This window comes from Shewanella sp. SR44-3, assembly GCF_014163735.1.
Classification (GTDB): Bacteria; Pseudomonadota; Gammaproteobacteria; order Enterobacterales; family Shewanellaceae; genus Shewanella.
The window spans coordinates 1-13,853 of sequence record NZ_JACJDV010000043.1; the positions used below are offsets into that span (position 1 = coordinate 1).

General features: G+C 40.6%; 9 protein-coding genes. 2 read left to right on the forward strand and 7 right to left on the reverse strand.

Annotated features, from left to right (window positions below; all coding sequences use genetic code 11):
* Positions 1-142: 142 nt before the first annotated feature.
* From H5073_RS15580 to sodB, 6 genes are all read right to left on the reverse strand, one after another.
* Positions 143-3,940 carry a hypothetical protein gene (locus H5073_RS15580; protein ID WP_182680489.1) on the reverse strand — a complete coding sequence of 1,266 codons (3,798 nt, stop codon included), beginning with the start codon at positions 3,938-3,940 and terminating at the stop codon, positions 143-145.
* 683 nt (positions 3,941-4,623) lie between these two features.
* Complete coding sequence (locus H5073_RS15585) at positions 4,624-5,022, reverse strand: hypothetical protein (protein ID WP_182680490.1); 399 nt, start codon at positions 5,020-5,022, stop codon at positions 4,624-4,626.
* Positions 5,022-6,926 carry a site-specific integrase gene (locus H5073_RS15590; RefSeq protein WP_182680491.1) on the reverse strand — a complete coding sequence of 635 codons (1,905 nt, stop codon included), beginning with the start codon at positions 6,924-6,926 and terminating at the stop codon, positions 5,022-5,024. Before H5073_RS15590 ends, H5073_RS15585 begins: the two co-directional genes overlap by 1 nt.
* Positions 6,927-6,929: 3 nt before the next feature.
* The gene (locus H5073_RS15595) at positions 6,930-8,675 is read right to left on the reverse strand and encodes a hypothetical protein (RefSeq protein ID WP_182680492.1); all 1,746 of its coding nucleotides are present in this window, start codon (positions 8,673-8,675) and stop codon (positions 6,930-6,932) included.
* Complete coding sequence (locus H5073_RS15600; RefSeq protein WP_182680493.1) at positions 8,672-9,877, reverse strand: site-specific integrase; 1,206 nt, start codon at positions 9,875-9,877, stop codon at positions 8,672-8,674. The genes H5073_RS15595 and H5073_RS15600 overlap by 4 nt, the downstream gene beginning before the upstream one ends.
* 187 nt (positions 9,878-10,064) lie before the next feature.
* Complete coding sequence (sodB, locus tag H5073_RS15605; protein WP_182680494.1) at positions 10,065-10,649, reverse strand: superoxide dismutase [Fe]; 585 nt, start codon at positions 10,647-10,649, stop codon at positions 10,065-10,067.
* 221 nt (positions 10,650-10,870) lie between these two features.
* Here sodB and grxD point away from each other — a divergent pair, with 221 nt between their 5' ends.
* Positions 10,871-11,206, forward strand: coding sequence for a Grx4 family monothiol glutaredoxin (grxD, locus tag H5073_RS15610; RefSeq protein WP_182680495.1), 336 nt, complete (start codon positions 10,871-10,873; stop codon positions 11,204-11,206).
* A 92-nt stretch (positions 11,207-11,298) separates the two neighbouring features.
* Here the strand turns inward: grxD and H5073_RS15615 are convergent, their stop codons facing one another.
* On the reverse strand, positions 11,299-12,525 hold the full coding sequence (locus tag H5073_RS15615; protein WP_182680496.1) for a uracil-xanthine permease family protein: 1,227 nt from the start codon (positions 12,523-12,525) through the stop codon (positions 11,299-11,301).
* A gap of 122 nt (positions 12,526-12,647) precedes the next feature.
* Between H5073_RS15615 and H5073_RS15620 the strand changes: the two genes are divergently transcribed.
* A complete protein-coding gene (locus H5073_RS15620) occupies positions 12,648-13,796 on the forward strand; it encodes a DUF2066 domain-containing protein (RefSeq protein ID WP_259394922.1) in 1,149 nt (382 codons plus the stop codon).
* Positions 13,797-13,853 lie beyond the last annotated feature (57 nt).

Below are 13,853 nucleotides of genomic sequence, written 5' to 3' on the forward strand. Positions count from 1 at the left end.
GGCGTTCGAAATTCTGTGTCAGGTTAAGTTTAAATTTCGAGCACGCTGTCTAAACGTCCTTCAAAATAAATCGCTAACTGAGATAGACAAAGGCTCCAATTGTGAATGGGCATTGTCCATTTATTGATTAGTTTACGCAACTTTATGGTTCAATATTTTCTTCGTCACAGTTAAAGTTAATGACGATATGATAAATCGAAACAGTAACGTTACCACGCATTCGTTGTTCTTTCCCCATCCAAAAGGTATCTGAATCTTCGCCATTAACAGTTTCAAGAGAATAACTATTCGTTTTGATATAATCTACATGCTCTCGTTTACTTATGTGGTCTTTATACTTACTTAATAAGTCGCTAAACTTTTTATCGAAAGCATATACGACAACAAATACAATATCGAAACCTTCTCGATCGTACCCCGATAACTTGTCCATATGCTCATTGATAGGGTTAACTCCCCACTGAGTAAGACGAAACGCTTCAAATAAAGCTATACGCCTATTTTGATGGCTATTTACTATAACACCATCCACCTCCCCTGAACCTTTACCTGTAGCAGAGCTACCTATTTGGCTTTGATCCCAGAAATTCAACGGAGAGTTTTTTTCTCGCATGTTAAAAAGGCTACAGAACCACTGATTAATTGAGTCTTCTTTTGCGGGCTTACTAGAGAAACCAGTTATAGATGTCTCATCTTTATAGGGAATGTAAAGGCTTTTACTTCTACTTAGTAATTCTTTAGAGACTGCTGTGACATTTTGAACCAAATACTCTTCAATAGAGCTGTTACTTGTTATCTTCACATATTCTTCTGCACTACTCCCATTAATCAGCTTAAAGCTACTTGCTAGTTGCTGTGGGCTTCTTTGATTTTTTTCAGCAATACGATCGATATATTCCGTAGCAGGTGATTCTTTTACAAGAGCATTCATTATCACGCCGTTAATTTCATCTAATTCGCTAGGTAGGTCATCATTTTTACCTAAGAAACTCATGTAAGCTGAAAATGCGATATCAGTTTCTTTTACCAAGTTATGCTTAAGTAGTAATTCACAATAAGGTATAAGTAACTGAGGGAGGACTTTCTGAGCCGAACTCAATTGTTCCCATGTTTCTCTCATTGATTTGACAGCATCAATCGTTAGGTAAGCATGCAGTACTCCAGATATCCACGGTAATGGGTAACTTGGGATAACAGACCATTGTGTCTTTGCCGACTGTTCTACTTTTGTCAAAGCACTCCGAATCAAGGTTGTATTCGAAGTTTCATGATGGTTAGCGAGATACGCATGTAACATCATTAAGATAAATTCAGGGTTATCAGTGTCTTTGGTCAAACATTCCAGAATAAGAATGCTCTTAGGAGTATCATGTTCAATCAGATAGTATGCTAGGTAGTAACGCCTAAAATGTTCACATTCGTTGTAATGTTGCCTTTCTGAAGATTTAAAAGGAATAGGGATCTCGTTAATGTGTAATTGAAAATTAGGATCATATACTTCTCGATTAACAGCTAATAACGTAACGTTTAACTTGTATTGATAGCACTTGATTAATTTACGTTTACCATCAAACAAATTGTTGTGTTGTTGTTTGAATCTACCTTCATTCAGCTCATTGCTAGCTTGTTCAAGAACGGTTTTCGCCAGGTCAAACTCAGAAACTTGGTATGCTGATATAAATGTTCTTTCTAAATCATTTAAAGAGCTTGTAGCAATATTTCTTAGTGAGAGTGTTGTAATCGCAGATTTTAGAAGCTCTTTTCTTGCTGGATGAATACAACATTCCATCAACTGGAAAAGTTGTGAGTTGGTTAGAGTATCTTTATTTAAATCAAGAAAGTCTTCGAAGATTGATTGATCGACTTTGTTTATGTAAACACAGAAGTCAGGCCATAGTTCGTAAGTACCTATCCCAATATTGCGAAACAAACCATCTCTTTCATTAGTATCAAAGCCTAAATGGTCAACAATAGACATGTTTCTACTATGTAGTTTACTTAAATGTTGGCAAGAGTCATGATTTGCAACCGCCATCAGTATTTGAAAGTAACAGCTAATAGCACCTTTGGCGCGGAACTGAGAATCGTTTGTCCACAACAGAGCAGACGACCAATCCGTTTTATGCCTTCTAGAAATCGACAATAACCGATCTCCGTTATCTTCAATGACTAATTTATGCCAAGGGAACTGACTAATAAGGTTTGTAGCATTAAGGTTTGATTTTTTGCCTTGGCAGTTCAATATTAAGTCTTGCTCAAGCTCATTAGTAATAAGATCAACTAATTTACGTATATGAACCTGATCAGTATCAAGTGAATTTCTATCGATAAACTCATATAACCACCATAACAAGAAGTAAGTGTTATTACGGAGATTAAAAACTCCAGGATTTGGATAAGCATGTTCGGATAACTCTACTCTTTCAATAATATCAATCATTGATAATATTTTACTAGAATTTTGATGCTTTAAAAAATTATCAAATAGGCTGTAGTAGGGGGAATCTTTAAAGTCTTCTTTACATATTCCTAACTTATCAGATAAAACAAGAACGATATCAAGAAAATTTTCATTGTAGTTATCAATGCTATAGTTTTTATCAGCATATTTTCTAGAGATAGATACCTCTAATGCTTCTAAAATATCCAGATCTTCAACCTGTCTTAAAATGTTCCCATACCAATGTGCAAACCAAAATATTGCAACGTTGCATGTTTCTACTCGAGATAAGAGAACACAGAAATATTTAGGCAATAACTGAAACTTAAACAAGCCACCGAAAAAAACATGCTTAAATAAAGGGTGTTTCAGCGCAAAATCAATCAGTTTCACCAGTGTATGAGGGTATGATATGGAATGGTTATCGACATAAATGCTATCCTCCATAAATTCCGAAATAAACCAGCTATAAAAGTAACCAGGTTCTTCCCTATAAGCTCTATTTTCCAAATGTTCCTCTATCGCGCAAAACTCATTTTTACTAACTTGATGTGATGAATGAACACTTAAAAATGGTAGAGAATCTTTTGTAATCACGCTTTGTCGAGGTTGGTTTACACATTGGTCTGCGTTGTTAGAGTCTCCTTCCGTTGGTGACCCCCCAATTGACATGCTTATCATGGGACTGTAATTTCGAACATCTTCTGAAAACCAGTTACAGTTTGATATTGAACGAGCTAAATCTATAGGTACAGGGATCTCGAACAAGTGTTTTTGTAGTTCTGATGTGTACGCATTGTACTCAGTATCTGACGTAGCATATTTAAGAATAGGGAAAGCGCTACTGCATGTTAAACGCATGATACGTAGCCACTGTTCGAAAGCTTCTTTAGGGCTAGCGGAATTAGCAAGTAACTTTTGCCATAAAAAGGTACTAACTAGCTGGTTAAGGTTATGTTCTCTTCCGTTGAATACATAAGAGTTATCTTCTTTTCCAACATAGGATAGTAAAGGGGAAGTACTCGTAAATTCTCTGTTCCAAATTTCTTCTGAAACAAAGAGATTGGTTTTTTTATAGCCTTCCTGACCACGTTGAATATGTTGTAAAGTTCTAAGCGTTTCTATTACAGGAATTAGAGAATCATCGACGTGCTGCTCAATGTGACTTTCTAAGTTACAGGTAAGCAAAAGCCAATCAGCCTCGAACATTAAAAGGCCGCACTCTTCTAAGTAACCAATTTCTATTCCTTTGCTAATCGATACAAGTTCACCATTCCGTTCCCAAAACTGGGTACCATTAAGAAGCTCTGATACACCGTTTCTGTCTAGAGGTAGTGTTGTAAGTGACGAGTACATTAGAAAAGTTGCTAAATCTTTAGCTTCTTTCTGCTGTTCCAAACTGTAGTATTTCTGCGAGTCAGTTGAGGCTAGTGTTGATAGCTCTAAAAGAGATTTAATCTTCGACCAGTCCCTTGAATGCTCAACATGATTTGCAGTCATAGTATCTTCCCTTGATTAACACTATTAGATAGAAACTTATGTGATTTCATATAACTAGAAAACAATATAGGCATATGATACACGAAAATCTTAAGAGGGTGCCATCAGTTGCCTCACGAAATAAAAGCAACATAAAAAAACAAAGATATAATGCACAACACCTATGGTTCATCATACTAAACTAAGCACATAATTAACTATTAGGAAAAATAGGTCGAAAATTACAATAGAGATCAGTCAAGAACCCCATTGCTAAATGATTTTGGGGCAGAAATATATCGCGTCAATTAACACATAGATGTCGCGTCAATTAGGGCGTCTATTATTTGAGCTATATGGATTGTGAACTTCGCAGGGTGATCCATACACCTCATACTAAACCAATCTTCTTCAGGCCTTGTATTGTCAAGGATGCGAGCGTAGCGAGTACCAGTATGGCTTGTCCTTGATGATATAAGGGCCTGATGAAATAATGACCTATGAGACGTATTCTAATTGACGCTAAGTTGGCTTTCTAGTTGTCGTCTTACACAGAAATGTGTTAGTCCTTAACCGGCTTTCTCACCAAAATCGCCAAAAAATATCAAACTATATTATAAATGATCAAACACTATTAAGAATTATCAAACTTTAATATAAACGCACACAAGTTAAGCAATATAACTTGGTTCTTGTTACAGCATTCAAACTTTAATACTTCTGAATTTGTCGCTGTTACCCTTGGTCGCTGTTTTGTATCGATGCAGCTCCCACGTTAACTGAGCCACGGAGGTCGCCATAACTTTCATTTCCTCCCTGAATTGGTCATTCTCAGCCCGTAGCCGCTTGTTTGACTCGACCAAGTCGTCATGTTTCTTCTTATCAACCTGCTTCTTCTTTGTGGGCAGCCCCTTATTAACCACTTGAGGATTAGCATGAAAATGAGCTTTTTCCGCTAAAATCATATCCAGCAAGGCGGGGTGATTTTTACATGACCCGTTTGCCACGCCAGCGAGTTTCTCTACAGCGTAAGGACTGATTTTTTTGCCTTCTTTCTTCATGGCTTCAAAGGCATTCATTAGCTTCGTTTTTACGTTCGCCATCACAATGCTCCCAGTTCAAACCGTTCAAATTCAATACTGTGATCACGCATCACCTTTTCCGCAGCACGAATATCAGACAGCTCACGAGCAAGTGTGTTCTGGTTATAGAACCCCAGCTCTTTCATTTGTTGCATCTTCAGCCCAATCCTTTGATGACGATCTTGCCAACGAGTTGCTTCGGCTTGATTGATATTTAAGCTTTCACACTCACGACCAACACAAGTCGATGGTTCAAATAAGTGACCCATACCGCACTTCTCACCCGCAAAGCATGTGCCATAACCTGTTGATTTATTTGCCCATTTAGTTTGTTTGATAAGTTCATTAAATTTTGCTTCTGGCATTACTCTAGGATCGCCATCAAATGATTTAATATACCCTCCTGATTGTTCATCAGGGTTATCCACTATGTCCTTCAAGTAGATTATATGGTTTTCCATTTCAGCGTCTTCAATCGCTTTTTTAACGCTGGCAGGGTTCTCTATCCCTAGCAGTGTCAACACATCTGCATGACTGGCGTAAATGGCGGTCATAGACAAGTTTATATGCTTAAACTGATGCTTTAATGCAGCCAATGTTACCAAGCCATTTCCGACGACAAAATGAGCAAAAGTCCGCCTGAGTGAGTGAGTCGAAAAATGCCAATAAAACGTTCCGTCTTCTCGCGCTTTAATTGGATTGGATTGAGCTGGCACAACGGGATTTAATAAACGATAAATCTCATCCATTTCATCGGGTTCGTATGTAATATCAAGGTTTTTTGAGAAGCGCGTAAATAATTCCCCAAGGTTAGTGGTGTTTAAATCAGTATCTTTTAATTGGCTGTTGATGTTATTGCCAGAATTCCTGATTTCATCAAAACTGAAGCGTGGTGAGTAATGAATGTCGCCTTTGTTTGAGCGATATTCGTCATTTAGTTCAACTAAGATTTCCAATGCCTCTTTACAGATAGGCGCACATGCCCAGGCATCCTCTCTTGGCAACTTCTCCAACTTGCGCGTCCAAGAGCGCAAGGTACACAGCTTCAAGCCATCAAGTTCCACTTCTTTGTAAGAGGTAGCATTGATTTGCGTCAACTCACTGATACGCATCCCTGTAAATGCTGAGAGTGACATAAAACAAGCCCCCTCTATCATCTTAAATTCATCTACAGCTTGTCGCTCTGTTCGTCCGTATTTTTTTGCATAGGATTTCACATCCCTAAGGTCTGCCAACTTTTTGTGAGCCGCTGTCACATCTTTCATTAACCGCCCCATGAGATGCTCATAAATGACAGGGATGATCGTAGGATAATGACCTTTTCCTGTTGATGAGTATAGCTTGGCGATTTGGTTGACCGACTTACCCTCTGGAATGCCTAGTGAAAAGTGTGATTGCTCTGGAAAGTGCTTATTGACTTGCGTTAGTACGCTTAAGTTCTTTAGAAAGTGTCTAACGGTTCCTTCACTGAGGTGCTTTGAAGCATGGAGTAACTGATTAAAAACCAATTCATTGCTCAATAAAGAAAAGGAATTAACAGCAGTGCCCTTAAATACTCTCAACGAAACGTTTACTGCTCTTTGTATATTTTGGCATCCACTGAATTTGCGGAACGTTTCTCCCTCCATGCTCAACAACTCTCCTTGAGCGCCCCAAATCAGGAAATAGATACGCTGCTTTAACTCTAGGAGCAACTGGGGGTTATGTTTATCTGAATGGAAGTTGATTTGGTAGTATGATTTGCTTTCATTGGTGAGATTAAAGAACGCATTATAATCCCATTTATCCTGCCAAAAATATGAAACAGGGTTTCCGTTTTTATCCACACTGACCACCGTTTTATCATTGGGCATCACAAACTGTCCTGATGATTGTGGTAATGCGTATTGCTCAAACTTGCTCAAGTCCATACTGATACTGTGCATAACTTACCCCCTAAATATATCCATCACTGAATCTTCATCCCATAACGGGTGACACTCGCGCTCTAGCAGCTTCATGGCTGCCTTTAAATGCGCTTTCTTGAATCGTTCCTTGAGCTTATTGAGGTTGGCTTTTACTTCACCAAAATTTGTGATGAAGTGTTCTACACTTCGGTGTGCACGCAGCGCTTCATTCAGTCGCTTCTCAAAAGACAGTAATCGCCATATATCATGAGGCTCATCTACCACGCCAAAGTTCGTGCAGGAAAAACACTTTACGACAAAACCACAACCCAACTTGGACTGCTCTTCTTTTGAAAGGAGACCTGTACGCGCTATGCTCTTTTGAAACTCCTTTTTTTCGGGCGTATCAGCCCCTTTACAGAAGCCGCCATTATTAATCTCAACAGCTTGTTGCTCAGTATCTTTAGACATCTTAAGCGCCTCCCATTCCTCGTGAGAAATAACGACACCAGTGGACTCTTTAGCCTTTGCAACGGCAACAACAGCTCCGCCGTCAGGGTTCTCGCCCAAATAATGTAATGCAGTCAAACCAAACGCCAATTGCTCACCGGCTTCACCCTTTGAGACTTTGCCATAGTTTGAACTATCGTAGGTGCCAGGTGCATTACGGGTGTTTTCAGCGGCTTTCTTTCTTCCCATCTTGTGTTCGGCATACTGCTTAATGGATGACTTCAATAAATTACAGTTCAAACGGAAATCAGGATTTTTTTCGATTAAGGATTGAATGCGTGAAGAGTCCTTGACCAAATAATTTTGAGCATAAAGCAATAGGTTCATGTTTGATGGCGCTGCACCGTTCATTTTTCTAAACAGGTAATGATTATCCAATCCTAACGAGGCGGAATGGGCTTTTGATAAGGCAAGGTGTGATTCGAAAAAGCTCTTACACGTCGCCTTTGGTGTGAAAGTACGAAGCTCAACTGTGTAGCCCCGCGTTTTAAGTCCTTCAATACTGATGCGACCTGCCCCTGATTTTTGGCACACCCATTCATCTTCCAGGAACATATTCAAGGTTTCTGTTTGACCCGTTCCTAAATAATAAATCGTCAGGAATACCCCATTACAGACCAATCTATCGAAGGCAATCCTTCGTTTAGCTTCCGTTAAGGTACTATCCTGAGACCGCTTTAACAGTGCCTTGCGGTGTTCTAACAACGAAAAGCCAATGGAGCGAAGTATCTTGGGTGTGTAGTTAGCGCAATCCAGTGAGGCTGATGCAGTACCAAGGTTCCGAGCCGCTTTAGGGATTTGTCCGAATCCAAATTTTTTGCAAATTGAATTTAAGTTCGAACCCAGCCAGCCAAGAGTCTTTGCGCGGATAGGTTTATCATGTAACCCTTTACCTGTGCTGGCCATTGATAGGTATGTTGCATGGATATACTGAGTACATGTTTCAGGCGAAAACTCGACTTTTGCTTTTCGCTTGCCATTTTGAGCATTGAAAGCATATTTAATAATCTTTCCAATATTACTGAAATGAGCAGTCTTGCTTGACTCTCGCCAGCCAGATTGTTGAAACTTAGATATCAATAAACGAATGTGTTCATCTGTGGCATGGGCTTTTAAGACTGCAAAGTCACACGTTGAACGACTCCCAGATCCATTTTTCCAGACATATTTCCACTTGGTAATGGTGGTCAGAGTATTATCTGTGACCATCTCAGACGTTGGTGTAGAGCGATAGCTGCGAGCATTATCCATAGCGTCGGTATCGACAAAATCAGTCATGATAACGCCTCATTCTCTAGTAAATTCGTCGTTATCTCAGGGACTAGATTCTTCTCAGGGTTACCCTCGTAGTGCTTTAGATACAACATCGTAGTGTCCAGGTCTTTATGGCCCATTTCGTTTTTAAGTGTTGTTAGTGCTTCCAGCGGAGATAGGCCCGCTACTTTAGATAATGACTCAAACTTATTAGCGCCAAAGGTCGCCCTACAGTCATGCTCTTTGTGTTTAAAGTGAGGGTTACTGTTTTCTTGTATCGCGGCTCTTAACTTACTCCAGAGTGTATTAAGGCTTTGCGTAGTAAAAGCGTCGCCATCTTTATTGATAAAGGCAGGAGGATTCATGTCACCCGTATTCATAAAATACATTTGCTTCCGTTTTTTATATCTATCACTTTGATGATATTCACTCATACCTTTCATCAACCAGATAGGCATTGAGATCTGACGGTCAGTGTCATATTTTGTTTTGCAATCATGGGCTGGGCCAATCCAAATACCTGTTAGTGTTTTTCCTTTGAACCCCTTGGGAATAGAAAAGTGCTTAGGTTTTATGTCCGTAATCTCAACAGAGCGCAGCCCTACTGAGAGCGCTACGCACACCATCAGACGAAACTCCCTAGATAACCCATTGCAGTGCCAGTTCTCTCTAACATGCTGTAAATCAAGGTCATTTAAGGGTTGTAGATTGGTTTCTTTTGTTTGGCTACGGATTGAGCAATCCGTTAAGTTTTGACCATATTTAGTTACGCCCGTGACGACAAAAGGCAACTGAGATATATAACCGTGACGGAGGCAAAATATGTAAAAACGCCTCACAATAGAAAGTGCTGCCACTGCTGTACTGCGGCCCAAGTTACCTTTCTCAATACTATCGTTCAAATAAGCTCTATAAAGGAAAATGGGGTAACGCTGTAGCTGTTCTTCATGATCATTCCACTTAAGGTTATTAGCCTCCAAGTAACGATAATATCTCAAGAGATGAAAGCAAGTGGGTTTTAAGTCTTTAGTTCCCTCAACGATACGACGACTTAGGAAGTAAGCATTTGGTTCAAACACTGGTCTGCCTGTGCTTGTAAAGAGCATCAGAAGCCCTTTGAATGACATTGGCCTATCAACACTAAAGGCACTTCCATCTACAGATACGTCTACGTCACCAATGCCAATATTATCGTTTGTTTCTACGAGGTGGTAAAAATGTTTCATCACTTACTCCAGACTACCCATAAAATTCTAAGTTTTAGTATAGGTTGCAATCTAAGTAAGCCCACATGAAATAATATCTAGTTATAATCTAATTATTACTACTTTATGCGTAAGGTGGGTGTAAAAAAGGAGCCTAATTAGGCTCCTTTTTTGTCATGAGATAAACTCATGATTTAAGCCATGAGGCTTAAGCTGCGAAGTTTGCGTTCACAAATTCCCAGTTTACCAATTGCCAGAAATGAGCAAGGTATTCAGGGCGAGCGTTACGGTAATCAACGTAATAAGCATGTTCCCACACGTCAACTGTCATCAAAGGAGTCACAGACTCGTCAGTTAATGGTGTAGCCGCATTGCTAGTGTTCACTATGGCTAAAGAACCATCAGCTTTCTTTACAAGCCATGTCCAAGCACTGCCGAAGTTATTGACAGCAGAATCAGTGAACTTAGCTTGGAACTCTTCGAAAGATCCAAAAGAAGCAGTGATAGCTGCAGCGATAGCGCCAGTCGCTGGGCCACCTGCGTTAGGTGCTAGGCAGTTCCAGTAAAAGGTGTGGTTCCAAACTTGTGCTGCGTTATTGAACATGCCACCGGTTGAAGTTTTAACCACTTCTTCAAGAGTTTTGTTAGCAAATTCAGTGCCTTCAACTAGTCCGTTAAGCTTAACAACATAAGTGTTGTGATGCTTTCCATAATGAAACTCAATCGTTTCTTGTGAAATGTGTGGTTCGAGTGCGTTCTTTGCATATGGTAATGCTGGTAATTCGAAAGCCATTAGTATTTCTCCATAGACTTAGGTTATCGTTATTATAAATCACGACTTGGTGCGTTTGCTCACTGAAGATATTGTACTGATAAATGTTGTGATGTGCATCATTGTTTCGCTAAATATCATGAGCTTGATCAATATCAAGTAAAACCCTACAAACTCAGGGTTTTTGTTCTACCCCCAGCTGGCGTACAATACAAGCAATCTCATCCTAATTAGGAACCCAAATGGAAACCGTAGAAAAGATTAAACAGCAAATTGCTGAAAACCCAATCATAGTGTATATGAAAGGCTCTCCTAAGCTTCCAAGCTGTGGCTTTTCATCGCAAGTAGCTCAGGTCATGATTAACTGTGGTGAGCAGTTTGCTTTCGTTGATATTTTACAGCACCCAGACATTCGTGCTGAACTACCAAAATTTGCAAATTGGCCTACATTCCCACAATTATGGGTTGAAGGTGAATTGATTGGTGGTTGTGACATCATCACTGACATGTTCCAGAAAGGTGAATTGCAGCCTATCATTAAAGCCACTGCTGATAAGTTTCGCACTGAAGCCCAGTAGAGACGTAGAACTGAGTAATAAGCCTAGCGCGAGTTGCTAACAAAACGCCCAATGCATTGCTGCTTTGGGCGTTTTTCTTAAAGCCTTACCCTTTATTTGGTTATTGCTGTTTTCACTTTGGGCAGCACTAGGTTCATTAAAATAGCCACTATGCCGCAAAGGCTGATGCCCGTTAAGCTAAACTCACCAATGCCAAAGGCCATGCCGCCGATCCCAAAGACTAACGTCACCCCGACTATGCTCAAGTTTCTGGGCTCGGTTAAATCGACTTGATTGCGAATTAAGGTATTTAATCCTACCGCCGCGATAGAGCCAAAAAGCAGACACATAATACCGCCCATAACAGGCACTGGAATGGTTTGCATTAACGCCCCAAGCTTACCGACAAAGGCTAGAATTATGGCAATCACAGCAGTCCAAGTCATGATTTTGGGGTCAAAGTTTTTAGTAAGAGTAATAGCGCCGGTTACTTCACTGTAAGTGGTGTTTGGCGGGCCGCCTAAGGCTGAAGCTGCGATGGTCGCGATACCATCACCAGTTAAAGTACGGTGCAGCCCAGGTTTTTTAATGAAATCTTTTCCTGTCACATTTGAAATCGCCAAGATATCACCAATATGTTCCACCGCTGGTGCAATCGCTACTGGGATCATAAAAGCAATGGCTTGCCAATGAAATTCTGGGGCAACAAAATGAGGCACCGCAAACCATGGGGCACTTGCAACTGGGCTGAAATCTAATATTCCGTAGCTTAAACTGGCGGCATAACCCACTAGAATTCCTGCAAGTATTGGCATTAACTTGAGTATGCCCTTTGAAAATACAGCCACGAGAATGGTGCTCGATAGTGCCAGTAATGATATTACTAAGGCCGCAGATTGAGGCACAATTTCGATGCTACCGTCTCCAGAGCGGCCCAATGCCATATTGACCGCCACAGGAGCCAGTCCAAGACCTATGATGATGATCACTGGCCCCACCACAACAGGGGGCAATAAAGTGTGTATAAAGCCGCTGCCTCGCACTTTAACCAGCAAGCCTAAAAGTACGTAAACCATACCCGCCGCCATTAAACCGCCCATGGTGGCAGGGATCCCCCATGTTTGCACGCCATAGAGAATCGGGGCGATAAAGGCAAAGGATGAGGCTAAAAAGATAGGTACTTGGCGTTTGGTTAGCCATTGAAACAACAGGGTACCAATGCCAGCAGTAAATAGCGCTACACTGGTGTCTAGTCCTGTGAGTAACGGCATAAGGACAAGGGCGCCAAATGCGACAAACAGCATTTGTGCACCTTGAAGTGGGATTAACAGGCGATTCATGTTTTTCTCCAGTAAGTCGAGCTTACTTTTATGATTTTATATAATGACTCATTTGTAGGGGTTCTCGGATTGAACTTGATGATCTTGAGCTCATGGATATCAATATTCCCGAGAATTTTATTATGTTACACTCTGAACACTTATTTTTAATGCGTTTATCTGAACAAATGTTGAAAAAAATGCCAATAAAACCATTAATTACTCAATTACTTGCTCTGTGTTTGCTATTTGTTACCTCATTAAGCCAAAGCGCTGAAATCTCTAAGTTAGATGAAGCCGAGGTGGTGGTGGCATCCCGCGCCAATAACGTTAAAGCAAAAGCGTTAGCGGAAGCGTTAGCATCGGTGTTTCTTAAAAATTCAGGCACCCCAGCCGTGCTTGCACATCCCTTGGTGAAAATGCAGCTTAAGCAACCGGAAGTCTTGTTGGTGCAATATAGCTACACAGAGGTGAATGGCGAATTATTTTTGACGGCAAATTTTGATCATCAAAGAATTATCAATACCTTAAGACAAGCTGACCTTCCTGTATGGGGCAGTCAACGACCATTGACCTTATTCTGGTTAGCACTGGATGAGGGGCCAGAGAAAGTTCTTTTAGCCGATTCTTCAGTGTCCCACTTACGCCAAGAGTTGGACTTATCATCACGAAACAAGGGTATTCCAGTGTTATTGCCTGTGATGGATTTAGACGATTTGATGGCCGTGAATGTGACCGATGTGCGGGGTATGTTTGTGGAGCCTGTGGCTAAAGCGTCAAATCGCTATCAGGCAGATTATTTCGCGATGGCAGATTTTGATAAGCAAGGCAGCCAAATAAACTTTACCCTTGCTTTGTATGATAAAACCCGCACTAATGGCGTATTAATGCCGCTATTGCGCCAGCAAGGTCAAGCTCAAGATTATCAGCAAGCGGCAAAAGATGTGATGGAAATCCTTGCGAATTATTTTGTGAGTCAATACGCGATTGCAGCAACGGGTGAAGATAACGAGACTGAAGTGACCTTTATTGGCCTGAGTAAAATGACTCAGACCGTGGCCCTTGAAAGCTATTTACGTCAATTAAGTGCGGTTAAAAACCTTAAAGTTAGTCAGATAAAAGGTGACAGTATCAGCTATCAGCTTGAATTATTTGGCACAGTGGAAGATTTGCAGCGCTTGTTGAATTTAGATCCTCGTCTGAGCCCGATAGACAGCCAAGGTAGCGTCGATGCTTATTACGCCCCACAAGATGCTTCTGCACAGGAATTGCTCTATCAGTGGCGTGGATAGTTATGTGCAGCTTGAGCCTATGGTAGACTCAAGCTGCGAGTTTGATTTAATTTTGAG